12 protein-coding genes are annotated in these 21,178 nt (G+C 49.5%); 3 read left to right on the top strand and 9 right to left on the bottom strand.

The features are described 5' to 3' along the window. Window positions 1–45: 45 nt before the first annotated feature. Window positions 46–1,665 (bottom strand): ABC-F family ATP-binding cassette domain-containing protein, encoded by a 1,620-nt coding sequence (locus WBG78_RS08895; RefSeq protein WP_337326053.1) that lies wholly within the window; start codon window positions 1,663–1,665, stop codon window positions 46–48. Between the two features lie 83 nt (window positions 1,666–1,748). On the opposite strand from WBG78_RS08895, the gene WBG78_RS08890 reads away from it, so the two are divergent. Further along, a complete protein-coding gene (locus WBG78_RS08890) occupies window positions 1,749–2,669 on the top strand; it encodes an SAM hydrolase/SAM-dependent halogenase family protein (protein WP_337326052.1) in 921 nt (306 codons plus the stop codon). Window positions 2,670–3,046: 377 nt separating this feature from the next. Here WBG78_RS08890 and WBG78_RS08885 read toward each other — a convergent pair whose 3' ends face one another. Then, a complete protein-coding gene (locus WBG78_RS08885; RefSeq protein ID WP_337326051.1) occupies window positions 3,047–3,490 on the bottom strand; it encodes a hypothetical protein in 444 nt (147 codons plus the stop codon). 322 nt (window positions 3,491–3,812) lie between these two features. Between WBG78_RS08885 and WBG78_RS08880 the strand changes: the two genes are divergently transcribed. Continuing rightward, window positions 3,813–5,552: an ABC transporter ATP-binding protein gene (locus WBG78_RS08880; RefSeq protein WP_337326050.1), complete on the top strand. Its 1,740-nt coding sequence runs from the start codon at window positions 3,813–3,815 to the stop codon at window positions 5,550–5,552. Window positions 5,553–5,672: 120 nt separating this feature from the next. After that, the gene (locus WBG78_RS08875) at window positions 5,673–6,107 is read left to right on the top strand and encodes a hypothetical protein (RefSeq protein ID WP_337326049.1); all 435 of its coding nucleotides are present in this window, start codon (window positions 5,673–5,675) and stop codon (window positions 6,105–6,107) included. An 80-nt stretch (window positions 6,108–6,187) separates the two neighbouring features. On the opposite strand, the gene WBG78_RS08870 is transcribed toward WBG78_RS08875, so the two are convergent. The 7 genes from WBG78_RS08870 to WBG78_RS08840 form a co-directional block, all read right to left on the bottom strand. Beyond that, entirely contained in the window at window positions 6,188–9,469 is a 3,282-nt protein-coding gene (locus WBG78_RS08870) for a hypothetical protein (RefSeq protein WP_337326048.1), read from the bottom strand. Between the two features lie 178 nt (window positions 9,470–9,647). After that, complete coding sequence (locus WBG78_RS08865) at window positions 9,648–9,845, bottom strand: hypothetical protein (protein WP_337326047.1); 198 nt, start codon at window positions 9,843–9,845, stop codon at window positions 9,648–9,650. A 90-nt stretch (window positions 9,846–9,935) separates the two neighbouring features. Next, complete coding sequence (locus tag WBG78_RS08860) at window positions 9,936–11,843, bottom strand: polysaccharide biosynthesis protein (RefSeq protein WP_337326046.1); 1,908 nt, start codon at window positions 11,841–11,843, stop codon at window positions 9,936–9,938. Beyond that, entirely contained in the window at window positions 11,840–12,061 is a 222-nt protein-coding gene (locus tag WBG78_RS08855) for a hypothetical protein (protein WP_337326045.1), read from the bottom strand. The genes WBG78_RS08860 and WBG78_RS08855 overlap by 4 nt, the downstream gene beginning before the upstream one ends. Continuing rightward, window positions 12,058–16,719 (bottom strand): Ig-like domain-containing protein, encoded by a 4,662-nt coding sequence (locus WBG78_RS08850; RefSeq protein ID WP_337326044.1) that lies wholly within the window; start codon window positions 16,717–16,719, stop codon window positions 12,058–12,060. Before WBG78_RS08850 ends, WBG78_RS08855 begins: the two co-directional genes overlap by 4 nt. Before the next feature lie 729 nt (window positions 16,720–17,448). Further along, the gene (locus WBG78_RS08845) at window positions 17,449–18,576 is read right to left on the bottom strand and encodes a DegT/DnrJ/EryC1/StrS family aminotransferase (RefSeq protein WP_337326043.1); all 1,128 of its coding nucleotides are present in this window, start codon (window positions 18,574–18,576) and stop codon (window positions 17,449–17,451) included. 245 nt (window positions 18,577–18,821) lie between these two features. Further along, window positions 18,822–21,092 (bottom strand): exopolysaccharide transport family protein, encoded by a 2,271-nt coding sequence (locus WBG78_RS08840; RefSeq protein WP_337326042.1) that lies wholly within the window; start codon window positions 21,090–21,092, stop codon window positions 18,822–18,824. Window positions 21,093–21,178 lie beyond the last annotated feature (86 nt).

Raw genomic sequence — 21,178 nt, 5'->3', positions numbered from 1 at the left:
CATTTCAATTGAGCTCCCTTATTGAGCACTCCCATTGGGCTCCCTCTAAGAATAGAGTACTTCCTTCTGCTCCATTACCTTCTCGCTTGAAATGTATTCATCATAGCTCATTAGCTTGTCGATGAATCCGCGCGGTGTGAGTTCGATGATCCGGTTCGCTACCGTCTGCGTGAACTCGTGATCGTGCGACGTAAACAACACCGTGCCCGGGAAATCCTTCAGCGCGTTGTTAAAAGCAGTGATCGATTCCAGGTCGAGGTGGTTGGTCGGTTCATCAAGTATAAGAAGGTTAGCGCCGGCAAGCATCATGCGCGACACCATGCAGCGAACCTTCTCGCCTCCGGAAAGCACCGTGCAGCGCTTGAATACTTCTTCTCCGGAGAACAACATCTTTCCAAGAAACCCGCGAACGTAGATCTCGTCCTTGTTCTCTTCTTCAGCAAACTGACGAAGCCAGTCGATAAGGTTGTCATCGGACTGAAAGAACGACTCGTTATTAACGGGTAGGTATGCCGTTGTGATCGTCTGACCAAACTTATATTCTCCTTTGTCCGGCTTCAACTCGCCGGCAAGGATCTGAAACATTGATGTGATCGCAAGACTGTCCTTTGAAAGGAAGGCGATCTTCTCACCTTTCCTCACATAAAAGCTTACATCCTTAAACAGCTGATTGCCATCGATCGAATAGCTGAGGTTATCAACAGTTAAAATCTGATCACCCGCCGTGCGCTTTTGCTGGAAGATAATGGCCGGATACTTACGCGTCGATGCCTGGATCTCGTCGACGTTGATCTTCTCCAACAATTTACGACGGCTCGTTGCCTGCTTCGACTTCGAGGCATTGGCACTGAATCGCGCGATGAATTCCTGGAGTTCCTTTCTCTTATCTTCCGCCTTCTTGTTTGCCGACGAGCGCTGCTGCAAAGCTAGCTGACTCGACTGATACCAGAATGTGTAGTTACCGGTGTACAAACGAATGGCGCTGAAGTCGATGTCGACAATGTGGGTACAAACTGTATCGAGGAAGTGACGATCGTGAGATACAACAATCACGGTATTCTTGAAATCGAGCAGGAAATCTTCCAGCCATGACACCGTGTTGATGTCGAGGTCGTTGGTTGGTTCATCGAGGATGAGGATGTCGGGATTACCAAAGATGGCTTGCGCCAGCAACACGCGGACCTTCTGGTTACCACTCAGCGTTTTCATGAGTTTCTCATGATCATCTTCTGCAATTCCAAGACCGCTCAGAAGTGCTGCAGCGTCAGACTGCGCATTCCAACCGTCCATCTCAGCGAATTCGTTCTCCAGCTCGGAGGCACGGATACCATCAGCCTCTGAAAAATCCGGCTTTTCATAGATAGCGTCCTTCTCCTTCATGATGCTCCATAGCCTGCCGTGTCCCATCATCACCGTATCCAAAACAGGAACCTCGTCGAACTCGAAGTGGTTCTGGCGCAAAACAGCCATGCGCTTGCCCGGCTCGATGCTTACAGAACCTCGCGTCGGGTCGATGTCTCCTGCCAGTATTTTTAGGAACGTACTTTTGCCGGCGCCATTTGCACCGATAACACCGTAGCAGTTACCAGGTGTGAATTTTAGGTTAACTTCGTCGAACAACACCCGCTTCCCGAATTGCAACGACAGATTATTTGCAGCGATCATGTTTCAGAGTGGAAAAATTAGCCGCAAAGATAAGTAAAACTCCCGTTTTCGTGGCGCATATTGGGACAACGTCCAGCTATTCTATGCACATAATCTCCCGCCCCCGATTTCAATCGTTCGTTCTGCTATTTCTTTTTCTAACGACGGCCCTGTCGGCGCAAGCGCAACGTCGCGCCCTCGTGTTCCAGTCCGACTTTGGGTTGAAAGACGCTGCCGTCGGAGCCATGAAAGGTGTCGCCTTCGGTGTGTCGTCCGACATTGCCATCTTCGACCTCACCCATGAGATTCCCGCCTTTGATATTTGGGAAGCGTCGTACCGGCTTGGCCAGGCCGCTGCCTATTGGCCAAAGGGAACGGTCTTCGTCTCGATAATCGATCCTGGTGTCGGTTCCTCCCGCCGTTCGGTCGTCGCCCGAACAAAGACAGGCCATTTCATTGTTACACCCGACAACGGAACGTTAACCCATGTTGCCGAGTCATTGGGAATCGACGAAGTCCGCGAAATCGATGAGGCAAAGAATCGATTAACCAACTCTAACGAGTCATATACTTTTCATGGCCGCGATGTCTATGCCTATACCGGCGCGCGTCTCGCATCGGGCACCATAGCATTTGAAGAAGTTGGGCCCGCGTATACCGGAGGCGTTGTACTTATCTCCTACCAGAAGGCAACGTTCAGCAGCGGCGAGGTGATCGGAGGAATACCGGTACTGGATATCCAGTATGGCAACGTCTGGACTAATGTCGATAAAACTACGTTCAGCAAGCTCGGCGCCGGCACAGGCGATTGGTTACAGGTGAAGATCGTTCATAAAGGGAAAGTCGTTTACAACGAGCGCGTAAAGTTTGTGGAAACATTCGCGACTGTGGAAAAGGGAAAGGATCTTGGGTATTTGAACAGCCTCCTGAACTTTTCACTTGCCATAAATCTTGGAAATTTTTCTCAGACCCATCAGGTATTCAGCGGCAGCGACTGGACCATTTCTATTAAGAAAAGCCAATAGTTCCTGACAAACTGCCCGGTACTTTTAAATTCAATATGTATAATAAATCAATAATGTAGAGTTTTACATTTTGCGGTTAACCGCCCAAAAGAACTAGCCTCGTATAGCACGGTGCCTCGCCCAAAAGCCCATAAAAAAAAGTGGTCCAGGCGATATCCCTTCCGGATAAAAGCCTGGACCGTGTAAAACACCCCCATTAAATGGAGCCTGGAACGGCCCCAAGAAATCTTTATATCATTCGGCCCTTTTGATTCTCTGGACTTTACTTGGTCCAGGCGATATCCCTTCCGGATAACAGCCTGGACCGTTGTAAAACACCCCCATTAAATGGAGCCTGGAGCGGCTCCGAGAATCTTTATTTAGCCGACTATACTTTTTCAGTTGTTAACAGTAGCAGATCCCTTGTCGATCCGGACATAGACGTATTTCATCTTGTCTTTACTCGCTTTCTTGTTGCCGCCAGTTGAAACCGGCGACATGGTGAGCGAATTGTTCGTCAATACAATCTCCCATTCTACTATTTTCGCATCGTCAGGTTGCAGCTGGCTTTCCAGATACAACCGTGAATCATTCTCATTCAACCGAAAGGATCCACTGTCAATGCTCGTCGTATGGTTCACATACCTTCCGTCATTTCTGAACTCGATCCATTGCCCTGAAGTTGGATTCCGGGCCACTTCGGTTTTTCCCGAAAGAACTTTCTCCACTTTCCAGGCTCCGCGGATCTTTTCGATCTGCTTATTCGCTCCGTCCTTTACTTGTGCAAGAGCTGATGATGTGATCACCAGAGCGCCAAGAAGGACTGCTATTCTTCGTGACATAGTTGTTTAGCGAAATTCACATAGTTGTTTAGTGAACTTCTGCGAACACATTTGTAAAAACCATGCCGGATGACCGAATCCCTGATTTCAGCGTGAAATGCGCGTCGTGCCAAAACTTATGTGCATTGCTTGCGGAATATATTCCACATTGGCCGTGAAAGTTTTGTACATGTGGCTACAATATGAGGACATGCATAAGCGACATAATATGAGTATTTAGTCCTTAGTCCTGAGTATTTGGTAATAAGTATTTGTACTAATACTCAGGACTAAGGACTCAGGACTCAGGACTTATTAAGTATCAATGCCAAACCATAACTCAATGAGTAAGACCAGCAAAGTAACCCTTGGATATGTATTTAAAACCATCGTGTGGCCGAGACGGTCATTGTTGCTGATCGGATTGATCCTGATCATCATCAGCCGGCTCGCGAGCCTGGTGCTACCCGCGGCGAGCAAGTATCTGATGGATGAAGTTATCGCGAAGCAGAATCTGGAAATGCTGAAGATGTTGCTTCTCGCCGTCGTCGGATCCATCGTCGTGCAGGCAATCACATCGTTCCTTCTCACGAAACTACTTAGTGTGGAAGCGCAGCATCTTATTTCCGTACTGCGGGCCAAAGTGCAACGCCACCTGTTGAGGCTTCCGATAGGCTTCTTTGACAACAACAAAGCCGGCGCCCTGGTATCGCGTATAATGACTGACGTGGAAGGCGTGCGTAACCTGGTGGGAACAGGACTGGTCCAGCTCATCGGCGGTGCAATAAGCGCCGTAGTGTCGCTGGTTATCCTTATCCGGATCAGTCCGATCATGACCGTATGCGTGCTGGTGCCGGTGATCATTTTTAGTCTCGTCTCGCTGAAAGCATTTGCCTACATCCGTCCCATATTCCGTGAGCGTGGAAAGCTGAATGCGGAAGTAACGGGACGCCTGACGGAAACCCTCAATGGCGTCAGGGTGATCAAGGGCTTCAATGCCGAAGAACAAGAGTACAGGACATTCGTACAGGGCGTCGACAAACTTTTCCAGAATGTAAAGAAGAGCCTCACGTCTACGAGCCTTGTAACAAGTTCAGCAACGTTTCTGCTTGGACTGGCATCGGCTGGAATCATGGGCATTGGCGGATATTTTATCATTACCAACGAGATGACCATCGGCGACTTTCTGTCCTTTACATTGTTCCTCGGGTTCATGATTGCGCCGATTGTGCAGATGAGCAACATCGGCAGTCAGCTAACCGAGGCCTTCGCCGGGCTTGATCGCACAGAGGAACTGCTGGCCCATCCAACCGAAGATGATGCCGCATCAAGAACCCAGCGAATAGGCAATATCAAAGGCGACATAGAATTTGAGAACGTGTCGTTTGCGTATGAGGAAAACAAGAATGTATTGAACGACATCAGTTTCAAAGCACCTGCCGGAACGGTAACGGCCCTGGTAGGCACGTCAGGTTCTGGCAAGACGACCATCGCAGGACTGGCGGCTTCGTTCCTTAGTCCGGCAGAGGGAAAGATCCTTGTTGATGGCATCGATTTATCTACGCTGATACTGGATAGCTACCGCAGTCAGCTTGGTGTAGTGTTGCAGGATGATTTCCTTTTTGAGGGTACTATCCGCGAAAACATTTTGTTTCCCAGGCCGAATGCGAGCGAGGAGAACCTTATGCTTGCCGCCCGAGCCGCCCATGTACTCGAGTTTACTTCGAGATTTGAGAAGGGACTGGACACCGTTATCGGAGAGAGAGGGGTCAAACTATCGGGTGGTCAGCGTCAGCGAATCGCGATTGCCCGGGCCATCCTGGCCGATCCGCGCGTGCTCATTTTGGATGAAGCCACTTCCAACCTCGACACGGAAAGCGAAGCACTCATTCAGGAGAGCCTTAGGGTGCTTATGCAGGGCAGAACTACGTTCGTGATAGCGCATAGACTGAGTACAATCCGCCAGGCCACGCAAATACTCATTGTTGAACATGGGTCGATCATTGAGCGTGGCACGCATGATGAGCTTATCGCCAGAAAGGGTCGCTACTTTGAACTGTATACTTATCAGGCACGTATCTGATTCACTGAATATCCCATAAGCCAGCCGTTGTGAATTGATGCAATCGACAAAAAAGTTTGTGATAGCGGTAGATGCAAAGAATATTATTAGTTAACTTTTGGGTATTAAACTCCCAACGCTATGGCAAAAAAAGCTAAGAAGTCTGCCAAGAAAGCTCCTAAGAAGGCAGCTAAAAAAGCCGCTAAGAAATCTGCTGTAAAGTCAGCAAAGAAAGCTGCTAAGAAGGTAAAGAAAGCAGTAAAGAAAGCCGCTAAGAAGACCGTTAAAAAGGCTGCTGCAAAGCCCGCAAAGAAATCAGTTGTCAAGAAAGTTGCCGCGAAAGCCAAGGCGATCAAAAAGACAGTAGTGAAGAAGGCTAAGGCTATCCGGAAGGATGTGTCGGCAACTGCATCATCACTTGCTGCCGCTTCTGCTGAAAAGGCTGTCGAAGTGAAAGACGCAGTAGTAGATACCGCTTCCAACGTGGCTCACACAGTAAGCGATAAGCTCGCAGAAGCAAAAGACGCATTGGAACAGAAGGTATCCGATATCCAAAAGAACTTGTTTGGAGCCTGAGGCTTCAACTGATATTGATGTTGCATAATGGGCTGCCAACAGCCCATTTTGCTGCTGCTGTCGGTATCTGGAGATGAATTTCAGATCTTCACAAACCGCACCCACTGCGTTTTTCCAAAACATCGTACTGCCAGCTGATAGGTGCCTGGTGGCAGTAATTCTAATGACAGCACGCATACTGCGCACCTGTCGTTCGTATCCTTTCTCTGCACTCCCCGCGCCTGTGGGATTTCCATGCAAAACAGCCGAGGCTCAACGCGCATACCTGGAGCGTTGTATATCTCAAATGAAAATGATTCGGTCAAGCGACCTTTCCCACTTTCAATGACCGGCCTATTGTTGGCCGTTCCACTCCCACGCCAGAACTCACTATTACCTTCCCGGCTACTGCCGATTGAACAGGCTCCGCAGCAAACCTGTACAGTCATTTCCTTAACTACGGGGTTTGGATAAGCCTTAATACACAGCTCTTTGTTTTCAGGGGTATATTCATGCTGACTTATCAATGAATGAATTCGGAATGGATGTTCCTGGTCACGCTTATCAATTGACAACAAGGTCGTGTCTGTGGCAGGTGATGGCTGATCAGCACGGGCAATGGAATCAATCAATAGCAACGTAAACCGGTCCGCGCGACGCGATGAAGGATCAGGGCTCACTGTAAACTTAATAGGATGATCCGGCGTGAGTTTATCCATGCGGCCAAGGTAATCGTCCCGCAGCAGACAGGTCAGAAAGCTCAGATCTGCCCAGGAAACATCGAATTGATATGCTCCCTCATTGAGGCCGCTCAAATGAATGCTTATCGAATCAGGAAGTGCAGGACGGCTGTCGATTGCCAGCTCCAGGCCGTCGGGGGACAGTAATGAAATATTCAGTGTATCGTTGAGAAGTTTCACTCCGTCCCAGGCATCAAGGGATTCTTTGCTCTGTTTGCGCAGGCGAACAATGAGCCGATCGGAATGCCTTGCCGATGATACTTTAAGGCACAGTGACGGTACTTGCACAGCGGGTCGCCGGTAGAAGGCAGCATCATCTGTTTTTGCTTCCTCGCGAAATGTGAGTGAAGCATCCGCAGACATTGCGCGAACCCAGAATGATTGCCCTAATGCGATCCTTCCTTCCGGTATGTCAGTGAACTGCGCATCACCGTCCCAATAACGAAAGCGATGATCGCCGTTGTCGGTAATGACGATCACATGTGACAGACCATTCTTTATCAGCGATGGAGACTCCCAACTGATTGAGGACGGGTATGGATTTCCAACCAGGTTCCATCCATTCGCTCTGCCTGAGTGTAATGTATAGGTGAATGGAATCGTAATATCATGCTGATTGATGGGACCGACGAAGTCAACAATGGTGGAAGAGGTATTTCTGATGAATGCTGCATATCCCCGGCCGATGACAAGTGGAGCTTCCGCAGCCCGGCCACCACGGGGGTACTCCCGCCAGCCAGCTAACTTTTCACCATACGTTTCGTCGTACTCGAAGAACGACGGATTAAACGTGCTGATCCCTGGCCCGCTGCTCGGGTCGAGGAATCTGCCAGTTACCGGGAAGTCATCCATCACCGAGCCCACCGAGCCGTTGCTAACCGGACTCGACAGATAACGATAAAGACGGCCCTCGCCACTCATAAAACGCTGCACCGTTACATCCCCTTCTATTGAAGAGCCGGCCCCCAGCGCGCCGATCGCGGCCGTCTGCCCCGCTCCGTCTCCGAGTGACAACAAAGTCAGGTATCCGTTGGAAGCCAGTATGTTGTTACCAGGACCGACGTCGATCTTTTTGGCGATCATCAGCGGACTTGTCATCTCCGCTCTCCCTCCTGTCTTAAAGAGCTCCAGGCGGTCAATAGATGCCCCATTAGCATCGATCGTCTGACGGCCGGCACCAGACAGCCGGACGCCTTCAAGCCTTGTATGAGGAGGCCTGAGTGTGAAATTGCCATTGACAATAAGCGTGTGACCAGCCTGGTCAAAGGTTCCTCTTTCCAGCGCGAAGTCATTCATTACGGTGACATCTGCCACCTGCATGACACCCGCTTCGTTGCTGAGAACCGTGTGCGCCATGGAAGGATGGGCTGTGCCTATCACCTGTCTGTCGGAGCCGTTATAAATGACCGTGGATTGAGCTGTAAAGTGTCGCGGGCCGGGAATGCGAATGTTGCCACCATTCCGCCCCAATTGAATCGCCCCGGATGCATCGGTAGATCCCACCTCAAGAATACCCTGAACGGTAAGCGCACCCTGGTCGCTCGTTATTGCCGATTCTCCCAGGCTCACACGGGCCAGGTCGGTTATCATGTATTCGATGTTGCCCACCAACGGATTGGCTATTGGCGCGATATCCACCCTTTGCAGCACATTGCCATTGAATTCAATCGTTCCCCTGCCGCTCCCTGCGGGCGGGGCCACGAGCCCACCGCGCACAACCTGGAAGTTGCCGGCTACCGATACCCACGACTGGCGCGATCCCGTGCTGTCAGCAACACTCGACGCCATCCTTAGCACGCTCCTTGAATCAATCATCCAGCTGCCCCCAACCACTAACTTCACATTGCCGCGCGTTGACAGGTAGCTTCCGCTGGTTGATTCACTGCGGTATTGAAAATCGCCGCCGATATTCACGGTAACGTTCGGGCTGTTGGTCGTGAACCAGAGTTGCGTCGGCCCTTCGATGATCAGGTTCTTCGCGATGTTGATGGTGGTCTGCTGCGTCGTACATAATCGAAGGGCCTTATTGTTAGTGTTCCGGATAATAAAATTTCCCCGTATGTCGCGAAGATGGCCGTTGAGATCGACGATGAATACTGTTTGATTCGGACAGTCATACTCCACGTTGCCAAAGGCCTGATGCCACGAGGTACTGTGGGCAAGGTTAATGTAACCGTCGTCCGTGAAGCCGGAAATCTGAAAGGTAGATGATACGCGCCAGGTCGCTATCGGAATGAACCCCAATGGTCCCTGCCGGTGCACATAGCGCGAACCTTCGTCGAATAGTGCGTTTGAGGCGTAAACACCCTGCAGACTACTACCTTCTGCGCATTCGACAACACCGGTTACCATAAACCGGAAAGTGTCGTTGTCAGCGCCTGAAAGTCCCAGCAAAGCACCGCCTTCCAATACGAGATGGCCGGCCACCGAAATCGCCTGGACCTCCACTGACGACAGCGAACGGATGGATACCTGATGATTGATGACTACAGCAGAAGCCGCGCCTGGCGCTACACCGGCGTCCCACACGGAGGGATCGTCCCAGTATCCGTTTTTCAACGATATAACGGTATCGCCATGCGCACAAACAGCGGACAACAGAACGGTGGCCATCAGTAGGGCCTTTGCCAGTCTCAGGATCATGCCGAAATCTATGGACCGGCCTGTTGAACGATATGTTTTTAGCGGATAGGAAAACCGATCAGAATATTGAAAGGAAAGTTTATCCCGCCAACGGAACCGTTACTGGTGATGGGGTGCTAAATTGGTGACTGGCAAATGAGCGAATGTCCCTGAAAAAACAAAAAGCCCGGTCGGGCTATCAGTCGGAATCTTTAAGCTTTGTCGAAAGCAAAGCAATGAGTCTGGCCTCTTCCTCAGATCTTCTGAATACCACTTTCATGGCGCCGCGTTCACGGAAGTTTACCTCCCGCTCCTGCTCCGTCACGATGCCCTGCCGCCTGCGCACAACTCTGCGCGTACCTTCAGATTCCCGTGATGATTCAAATGACTCTTCCACAATCTATTGAGAATGTTAGACTTGACTATTTCAATCTGAAGCACAAAGTAAGAAAAAACGACGATAGTTGCCAGCCCGGGAAAAGGACAATTACATATTCGCCTGACCGTCAAGGACCTCGAAACGGGAATAATTGCTTTTGTACTCGGGCACAATTTCCTTCATCAGCGCCACCATTTTCAGCTCATTCCTGTCTTCGATGAGCTCTTCGAGGAGCCCCAGGTGCTGACAAACGTGGTCGTACATGTACTCCGATACCTGCGCCTTCAGGATCTTCTCATGGTGTGTCGGCAGCGTATTCTCCTGATCGTTAAGCAATTCCTCGTACAGTTTCTCGCCGTCGCGAAGGCCTGTAAAAACGATCTCGATGTCCTTGCCGAGTTCCTTGCCAGAAAGCATGATGGTCTTCTTGGCCAGGTCGAATATTTTCACCGGGCGCCCCATGTCGAATATAAAGATCTCACCGCCCTGTCCCATGCACCCCGCTTCAATTACGAGCTCACACGCTTCCGGGATCGTCATAAAGAATCGGGTGATCTCGGGGTGAGTTACCGTTACGGGTCCACCCTTCATGATCTGTTCCTTGAAAATTGGAATAACGGAACCATTGGACCCTAATACGTTACCAAAGCGTGTCGTCACGAATGAGGTCCTCTCCACTCCCATGCGGCGATAGTGCGTGTCCAGCGTCTGCACGTAGATCTCGGCAATGCGTTTCGTACATCCCATCACGTTCGTGGGCTTCACGGCCTTATCAGTCGAAATCATCACAAACTTCTTCACCTTGTGTTGCATCGACAGGTCGGCCAGGAGACGGGTGCCAAATATGTTTACCATCACCGCTTCCGACGGATTACTTTCCATCAGAGGCACGTGCTTGTACGCCGCCGCATGAAATAACATCTCGGGTTTATAGTCACGAAAGATGTTATGAATGCGCGCCTTGTTGCAGATGTCGGCAACGAACACGACGATGTTGGTGTTCTGGTTCTTTGATTTTAGTTCGCGCTCGATGGCATAGAGCGGCGACTCCGCCTGGTCGATCAGGATGAGCGTTGATGGCCTCAGCCTCAGGGCCTGGCGTGCCAGTTCCGATCCTATCGATCCAGCTGCCCCCGTGATGCAGATCGTCTTGTTCTGAATCTGTTTTCCGATCTCGGCGTTGTCAAGGCTGATCACCTCGCGGCCTAACAGGTCTTCAATATTGATGTCGCGGATCTGCGTGATATCGAACTCGTTCCTCAGCCACTTTTCGAATGAGGGCACGTAGCTCACACGGATATGATACTGAAGCGCCTGATCGACAATTTCATTCTTGCGTTCGATCGACAAACTCTTGGTAGCGATAACAAGCTGTCGCACCTTATACTTCTTTACCAGTTCCGGTAGCCGATGCGTTGAATAAATGCGCGTACCATTGATTTCTTTGTTGTCCTTCTTGTGATCATCGTCAAGAAATGCGACAAGCTTAAAGAGACTGGACACATCGGCCTCCATGGCTTGCTTGGTGAGGAACCCGGCAACGCCGGCACCGAAGATAACTACCGGAACGCGCTGCACAGTGTCTGACTTGATGTAAACAAAAATGTTCTTTACCAGCAACCGGTATTGGTACAGGAGCAGCGACGATATGAAGAACGAAATGAATACGACCGAATACGGAATGATGTTCTTGCCGAAGTTGTAGTAGTAGACAAGGTTTGCCACCGAGACGAGTACAAGAGTAACGAGTTCGTTGGCGATGATGCGAAAGCCATCCTGGATGCCGGTGTATCGTACGATGCCTGCGTAACTCTTGGTCATCATCGTGGCCAGCATGGCTGCGGCCATGCAAAGCAATGTTGCCAGCCCGGGATTGAAGTTCTGGATCTCGGGAATATTGAAATTAAACCTCAGCATGAATGCGAGGCCGACTGACAGTACGATCAGCAGCTGGTCAATGAGGATGACCGCGCCGCGGGGAAGAACCGTAAGCCGGTTAAAAAGTTGTTTGATCACTGGTCGTTGGACTTGTCCTTTTTTCTGCGCATCAATCGAGAAACGCCATAGGCGCCGCCACCAATGAGGAGATATTCAAGGCCGGTAATAGGCACAGCGTCAGGGTCTCCTGCAGGGTCGCCCGGATTTCCGGGATTACCAGGACCAATCTGGGCCTGAGCGACCCAGGTGATCAGTGTGAGAATCGCCATAAATGCCAATCGCCGAACTATAGTCATTTTGCTTTGAGGATCTTCTTCGTAAATGTTTTTGTGCCGGCGTTTACTCTCACGAGATACATGCCATCGGGCAGCGAAGTTATGTCAAACGTTGCTGTCTTCAAATCATCATTACCTGACAATTGCGCGCTGCGCAGTTGTACCCCTGTAGTTGAGATCAGTTCAACAGCAGCATCCGATTTTGAACGTACTTCCACGTAAACCTTATCCGGTGCTGGGTTCGGATAGATTCTTATAAAGCCGTCAGCACTTTCAGTTCCCAATATCAGCATCTCACGACCTTCGCTGGTCGTTGAGCAGGTACCGGTATTTACTACAACCGTATAAACACCTGACGATGTTGCTTCAATAGACTTGCCATTAGCACCATCGATGACTTCACCATCAAGATACCACTGATTTCCTGACTCGTAGTTCGATGTCAGTGTGTTGCCATCGACGGAGATAGCGGCCGGTGTCAGGTCGAGTACAGTTGCCTTTACCTCTACGCGTTCACCCTCACAGCCAGCGGCGTTCACCGCAGCAACATAATACGTCTTGCTCTTGCTAAGCGATACTGTTGTGAAGTTTGCTCCATGCTGACCTTCGATCGGAGTTTCGTCGTCAATGCCGTCGTACCAGTTAAACAAACTTCCTTCCACAGCCGATGCGGTGAGGCTTGCTGTACCGGTACCACACACCTGAGCAGGCGTTACGCTGCCGATGACTGGTTTACGGAGCACATTTATCGTCGCCTTTTCAGTCAGTACCTGCGAAGTACACGAAGCACGCTGCGCAGAGATGGTGATTACCGAAGCACCCTGAGGCAACGCATCCACACTTACGGGAATCTGAATTTGTCCACCATTACCAGTTACTGCGGAAGAGACTACAGCCTCATTGAGCATGGCTGTATACTGCACACCAGCCTGCGATGTAGGTAACGTAATAACTGCAGAAGAATTGCCCACGCAGATGGTTTCGCCCTTCACAGTGAGTTGTGTATCAAGTGCTGTTCCATTGAAGCGTATCTCGAAGCGTCCTTTCACTGTTGCAACGTCGCTGACAGAAAATGTGTAAACAGGATTGGAAGAAAGTTCGATCGACTTGTTCTCTGACTTATCGAAGAGTACGGGATGAATATCCGAATCGAAGCTCTCAAGGCCAGTGAATGTAAAAGTGTAATTGCCTTTCACGCCTTCTGCGATTTCGATGGGTACAACTTTTTCGCAGCCTCCTTTAGCGATGGCGTTGATGACGAGACGATCATTTTTGCTGGACAACGTTGATACGCGTAGTCCACTCGATTTGAATTTGTAACCGTCATATTTCGAATCATAAGCATCAGTTGCGCTGTCCATTAGCATCACTGCAAGATGATCGGTTACAGATCCTTGAGTCATAGCAAGCCTAAGGAGGTTGTCAGGCGCCCCCTCGCGTATGAATTTTGACTGTCCGGCAATCTTGTCTTCCTCCCGAAATCTGACAGTGCCTGTTGCATTCGTGGCGGTCACCCAAAAACCTTGTCCCATTGAGATTACACCGTTGAATGCACCGTCCGGAACAGATACACCTGTATTGCCGTTGTAGGTCACGTAGCCAATGGTACCAACGTTTTGATTATTGTCGATAAAAGAAATTGTTCCGTCGACATTACTACTAATGGTCGCCCCCGTGCGAAGCACTGCGTCCCATAATATAGGCGCAGGGAATGGATTTCCAACCAGGTTGAAGCCAGGGTTCGAGCCGGTTTTTGTCACTCCAACATTGACACTGAATTGTCCGAGAGTTCCATGCGAGTCTAACGTCAGCGGAGTGACGGAATGCGTCCTTCCGAATACAGAGTAGCCCCTTCCACTAACAATGGTTGCAGCCGAAGATAACCCGCTGGCCGGGTATGGCACATACGCGTTCGTCGGTTCATTGAAGTAGAACATGGAAGGGTTAGTGGCATTAATCTTTACTCCATCAAAGGTACCTGTGGATGGGTCACTGAAGGTGCCAGAAATCGGAATCTCGTTTTTCCAATCAGATACTACAGTCGTGGTTGTTGGTGCTGACAAGTATCTATATTGGCGCGATGAATTTCCATTTGGCAAGTATCGCTGAACGATTACCGACCCGTTTATCCGACCACGATTATTAGCCGCTGTTCCAGGCATCGCTGGAATGTAGGCGGTGGAATCCGCCGTAGATCTTAACGTTAAACGATCTGTACCTGCCGTAACGGTGGTTATGGAATTTACCTCAAAGCTATTCCTGATAGCTAAAGGTGATGCCAGTGTTAGCGAACCACCGGTTTTGTTTACGACAATTTTAACAAATGAATAAGCAGCCGGCGTGGAAGTAAAAGTTTGATTTGCTGCCCCGTTAAATGTGTAGGTACCATGTCCCGGAACGAGCCCGCCGGCAGCATCAATTCTGAAATTCCCGCCAACATTAATGTTGCTGTTATTGGCATGGAGTCTTCCGCTCTGTACTCGTATCTGACCAGATGCCGTAAGCGTTGAATTCAACGGCAATGCCACAATGCCGGCACTATTTGCAGTATTGTTTATGGTTACATTTGTCAACACATTGGAAGCCGGTATTTCAAATCCAGCGATTATGCTTGGCGCGGTAAAGTTGAGGTACTGAACATTAAATCGGCCGGCGGCTCCGATTGCAGCGGTGAGTTGGCCATTTGTCCTGTATATTGTACCTCCATTTGCCATTCTCAGGCCTCCGGCATTAGAAATGCTGCCATTGTAAACATTAAGTCTAGTCACGTCAATATTGGGAGACGCGTTAGTAAGGTTCAATGTGCCGGTGCGATTCATTGTTAACGTCGCCAAAGTACCCGTCAAACTTACGCCTGTCGGCATTGTTCCGGCGTTTTGAATTGTCAACGTTCCTCCTGCAGCAGTCAGATTGCCCGTTGTAACGGCAAAATTACCATTTACATTGGTCGTTGTATTGGCAAGTGCGAGAGTACCACTCTTAAGATCAAGCAATGACACAATTGTTAAGTTGGCATTCCTTGTCACCAGCCCCCCTGACCTGTTAATAGTAAGACTACCGATCTGCGTACCGCTAAGATATAATTGCCCCGTTGTATTGTTTCCTGCAGCATTACCATACACTCCGCTTCCATTAATAATCAGATTTGAAGTGTTTTGAACCTGGATACGGCCACTGTGTTGCGCTACGTTCACTAACGTGAGAGTAAACGTTCTCACCTGAAGATTTCCAACGTTGAAATCGACAGTTCCGGCGCTGAAATCAAGATTTGACAACATCCGAACATGCGCTGCATTATTAATGATTGTCGTAATGTTAGTTGGCGTTTCTGGCGAAATTCTCTGGAGGGCTGTCCCTCCATAGACCAGGGCGCCTGTAATTGTTCTTGCACCAGTAACCCGCACGTTACCACGCGCAACGGAAGTTCTATACGCGCCCTGAGTGTCGACACTTCTCACAGTAACCCTAGCGCCAGACGCAACATCCAATGTTCCTGGGCCTGCCAAAAAACTGGCGGCCGCTATGTCAAGGTTACCAGTGGATTGGACTGCAAAGTTAATGGGAAAAGTCTGCCCAATAGTCGAAACAAACCCGTGGGTGCCTGCACCGGTAAAGTTCATATTCATTCGGGGTGCTGCTCCTGTACTTGCTATAGGATTTGAAGTATTCTTGTAGCTGCCCGCCATTGAAAGCGTGGTTATACCCGTGCCCAAAGGAAAACCTTCGTCTATGTTTTCTCCTGAAGGATAAAATGTTCCATTAGTGAGTTTTACAGAGTCAGTCACACTAATATTCGCCGCTCCCGATCCATAAGACCCCCCGAATTCTGGCGACTGGGAAATCAAATACCTTCCGACGTTTACGGTGGCAAGGCCATTGCTCGTCACCACTACCAGCGCACTTGGCTGAATGATAAAATCATTACCGACGTTCAATGTAAAATCTTCGTATTGACTAAGGTGGACTCGGGATCCGCCTGTATTGACGAAGGTTAGGTTGTGTGCAACGTTCACCAATGTGCCTTCAAGATCCAGGTAAGTGTCCAGAATCGGCGTATTCCATTCAACGTCGTAGAAGGCCTGATTGAGATTTCCAGGAACAGGGCTTACGTTAGCAATGATTCGGCACAGGGAATTCGGCTGCCAGGTAGCCAAAGGAATTTCCTCACGCTCTGTATTGTGAATATACACTGAGCCGGCGTCGAATCGCATTTTGGCGACATTGTCACTTTGGATTTCGCTTCCATTATTCAACGTTCCATTAACCACTATAATGGCTCCGGTAGCATTGACCCTTAACAGACCAGTACCAGAAACTAATACAGTTCCATTGATGGTCATATCATCGCCCGCGCCCGCCATGATTGACAAAGTTCCTCCGGAAATAGTAAGCGTCGCACCAGCGGCCACAACTACTTGATCAACATTCCGGTTACCGGTAGTAACCTGCACATTGTGGACAATTGTTATTACATCAGCATTAACGTTAGTCGGTGCCGTCGCCGGTGTAACCCATTGTTTTGTGGTGTTATTCCACCTCGCCCAAGTTGCTGTGCTCGTCCATGCGCCACCTTGATAGCTTTGATACTGCCCATCTACCGTTCCGGGCACCGTGGGTAACTGCCCAAACACATACGAAACTCCTAAACAAAAAACCAGAGTAAAAATCCCTCTCATCATACGACCGGATTTGCGCTTTATCAACAAAAGTAAAGAAAGTTTTCCTACCATTTTACATTACGACCTTGCCTGTTTGATAGGTTTCCTTCAGCGCTAGTAACCAACACGGCCTGCCAATATTATCAAAGTGTAAAGTCATCCTAATAGGCTCGGAATCAAGACGTTTAATCATCACCCAAAACGCACACCCAACTGCCTGTAAATCCGATCTCTGAATCCCCCTGGCGCATGCTTCACTTTATCCCAAACATTGCGGTAATCCCCGACAAAATCCCCTGATCATGCCCTTCCGATGGAAGCGGTTCAGCGATTACTTTCTTCACTTTACCCTGACGTAAACAACTCGTATACGGTTGGCTCCGTCAATGTTTTGTCCCAATCTGGGCGAAAAAGCACACGTCGCAATGATCAGGTTTCCCGCAATTTTAAGCCCAAAAAGTACCTTCACGCGATTGCAGGAGTCTGGTAAAGTCTGGACGAGTCCGATTCGACTCCGATAATAGTCCGATGCGAGTCGCATGAAAGTCCGATGCGACTCCGATGGAAGACCGATGACACTCCGATCACTGACCGATGAAAGGTTGGTACAAATTGTTGCGGCGGGCAACACCATTGCCGATCGGCGAGGCAGAGATCTTTAGGTCATTCCATTTTTGGGAATATCCTTTATTGGAAATAAGGCCACTTCTGCTTGAATGGGCTTAAGAGCAAAAACCTGTCAGACATTTGCTACTTCCAGCAGTCGCGCACCAGCCTGATCACTCTATCACGATCGCCCTCCGGAAGATTCGAGCCTGACGGCAGGCAAAGTCCTGTTTCAAACAGCCTCTCCGATACGCCCCGGCTATACGCAGGCGCCGATTGAAATACCGGCTGCAAATGCATGGGCTTCCACAACGGCCGGCTCTCGATATTCTCCTTTTCCAATGCAGCCGCCACCTCTACCCTGTTGGTCCCCGCTTTTTCCGGATCGATCAGGATAGTCGTGAGCCAACGGTTGGCATAGGCGCTGTCTGGCTCAGCCGGAAACGATACTCCCTTTAAATCGCTCAACCCGTCGAGGTAAGCATCAAAGTTTCTTCTTCGCTGGTGCACCCTTTCGTCGAGCACCATCAGCTGTCCTCTCCCTATGCCCGCACAAATGTTGCTAAGGCGATAATTATAGCCGATCTCCGAATGCTGATAATGCGGCGCAGGATCACGCGCCTGAGTCGCCAGGAACCTGGCCTTCGCTATCCATTCGGCATTCTCTGATATCAGAGCTCCGCCGCCGGATGTCGTGATGATCTTATTGCCATTGAACGAATACACGCCGAGATCGCCAAAGGTACCCAGCGCTTTTCCTCCATATGTCGAGCCCAGTGCCTCCGCGGCATCCTCAATAACGGGTATGCTATGCGCACGCGCTGTCTTCATGATCGCCTCCACATCGGCCGGCATGCCGTACAGATGTACAAGTATAATAGCCGATGGTTTTTTGCCTGTCTTGCTAAGGCGGTCCTTAATACACTCTTCCAGCAACACGGGATCCATATTCCAGGTCACTTCCTCGGAGTCAACAAATACCGGCGTAGCACCCACGTAAGCAATGGGATTACAGGAACCGGAAAATGTAAAAGAGGAACAAACTACTTCATCCCCTCCTTTTATGCCCAGCAGAATGAGCGCCAGGTGAATCGCTGCCGTTCCCGAGCTCAACGCCGCGCAATGGCCAATACCCGCATACTCTGCCAGCTCCTTCTCAAACGCCCCTATATGCGGCCCCACAGGCGACACCCAATTGGTATCAAATGCCTCGGCAACAAACTTTCGCTCCATCTCGCCCATGTGCGGCGAAGACAACCAGACTTTTTCCATGGCGCGAAGCTAAAACAGAGAATTAAGAATTAAGAATTAAGAGTTAAGAATTAAATGCCACGACCAAAGGTAGTGTTCGGATTTTTTCCAGAGGTCCGCATTCTTTCAGCAGTCTAAGTGCTTAATACAGACATTTCTTAATTCTGCTGAGCAATCAAAAAAGAAGAAATAGACCCTGACACGACCTTCGGTCGTGGGCTGCTAATTCTTAACTCTTAACTCTTAATTCTTAATTCTTAATTTCCTCAGTAGCTGAGGTTTTTCAGCCGCACATAGTTCAGCACCGTGCCCATAAGGCGACCGTTGATGGACCGCAGATATTTGAGCGACTCCTTGTCCATGTTGGAAATGGCAGTGTCCGCTCTGAAGACAGGAATGACCTTATCGGCAAAGTCGATCAGTTCCTTTGAGTCGGAATAGTCGTTCAGTGCCGGACCTTCCATGAGGATATAGTCGAATTGCTGTGAGAGCGATGAGATCATTTCCTTAAAGTCGCGGCCGGCCATAATCTCTGAAGGAGAATCTCTGCCCCCCACGTTGCCGATAATGTCGACATTAACAAAACGGGTCTTGTTAATGATGGACGCCTTTGTGCGCGCCTTCTGCATGCGGGCTACAGCGTCGTCCTCATCCTGCATCGCGCGACCGTCCTTGCTCTCTTCAACGAGCAACTCATCTTCCTCTTCCTCAAACAGCAGCGCCTTCCTTAAGAGCTTTTTGTTCTCGCCACGACCGCGTGGAAGAAGCGCCTTCGTAAGAGAGTTATGACGGAAGTTTGTGTCAATGATCAGTACCTTCTTGCTCACCAGGCTCAACGCATAGGCGAGACTGATGATCAAAAATGTCTTTCCGGCCTTTGTCTGCGTGCTGGTAATGAGGAATACTCTTCCTTCCGCACTTTGAACCTCATAGCGAAGCTTCCGAAGGAAGTGAGAGAATACTTCATATTCGCGATTGGCGGTGCGGTCGCTGAAGATCTCACGCATGTTGAAATCCTTGCTCTTCAGAATGTTTACGGATCCAAGGTTCTTCAGGCCTGTCGCCTTCTCGAGCCGCGTACCGACGCGAATGTTCGGATCGATGATGTTCACGAGGAATATGCCAATGGCCGTCAGCACGAAGCTGCCAACACCGATGATGCCGAGCCACATCACATTGTCATTCTGCTCGGGCGAATAGCTTGGCTGACCTTCAAGCACCTGGCGAATAGAGCTTCCGATCACCATAGACTTGTTCTTCGCTGCGTTGAATTTGTCCTGGGCATTGATGTACTCCGTAGATGCCAGCTCAACTTCACGCTCATAGTCGGAAGTATTTAATTGTCGTGTAGAGTTGCTGGATACTTCTGAACGAAGCCTGCGCAAAGACAACTCAATGTTGGAAAGGTCCGATTGGGTGATTTCCACCTTTAACTTCAAATCGTCGCGTTGCTTCTCCAGACCTTTGAGTTCTTCAGCGGTCTGCTTGTTCTTCGCTACTTCTTCAACACGCGAATTTTCCATTTGCAGGTCTTCGCGAAGACGGGAAATGCGCTGACGATTTCCTTCTGCATCGGCGTTCTGCAGATCGTTGATCTGTCGCTTCAACTCAACGATGCGTGCGTTCACCACCTGGATCTCATCCTGGTTAAGCCTGCCAAGGCTGGCCTTCTTTGTTTCAATGGTTTTATCGATGGAATTCAGCGACAGCTTTTGGGAATTCAGCTCGGATGTTTGTCTCTCACGTTTCAGTTCATAATCCGTGATGAGTGCATACTTCGATTTGTTTTCAACATCCTGAGTGATCGCGCCGCTGTTTACTTTATAATCGTTCAACGCCTGTGTCTTATCGTCGAGCACTTTTTTCTTTTCATTCACAAGGTTCTCGAGAAACTCGAGCGACTCGGATGAACGTTCAGTCTTTTGCGTCTTGTTATAGCGGATGAATTCCTGGCATACTGCATTAACTGTCATGGCCGACAGAAACGGTTCCTCCGAAAGGAATTCTACATTGATAAAGTCAGAGGCAGCGAGGCGGTGTATACTTAATGTCTTTGCCAGATTATCGTGATCGTAACCATATCCTTTGATGATGCGATACAGAAGCTGATCATTGGGATCGAAGAGATTCAACGTCTTGAACTTCTCAAGTTTCTCCTTGAACACCGCCTTTGATTTTACAATCTCTTCCGTTTCAAGCGATCCTTCGCCTTTGATCGGATCGTATTCGCGGAAAGGTTTGTCAGCTTCAAGGTCGTGTAACATCAAACGATAAGACACCAGCGACAACACGGGAACAGAACCCATGGATTCGATGATGTTGTTGAAGTTGGTATTGACATCGAAAGGCGTGCTGGGACTTTCGCTAAGCTTAACAGCATCATCAGTAGTGAAGCCTGTAGCAAGCTGAGCTGTAGACCGGAACTGTTTATCGCCCGTAGTGATCAGGTAATACGCGGCCCCGACAGACAATAGAGGAATGCAAATGAGCAAAACCCATTTGATGCTAAATATCCCAGACCTAGCGAATAAAGCCATGTACAAGTGTCAATTTACTTAAATTTTGCACTTCTGCTGCCACATTTTATCAGGTATTCCGAAGCTATCGTTTGAAAATAGACCAG

Source organism: Chryseolinea sp. T2 (assembly GCF_037203685.1).
Taxonomy (GTDB): Bacteria; Bacteroidota; Bacteroidia; order Cytophagales; family Cyclobacteriaceae; genus Chryseolinea.
The sequence above is the reverse complement of the archived record's forward strand: the minus strand, read 5'-3'. Positions and strand labels throughout refer to the sequence as shown.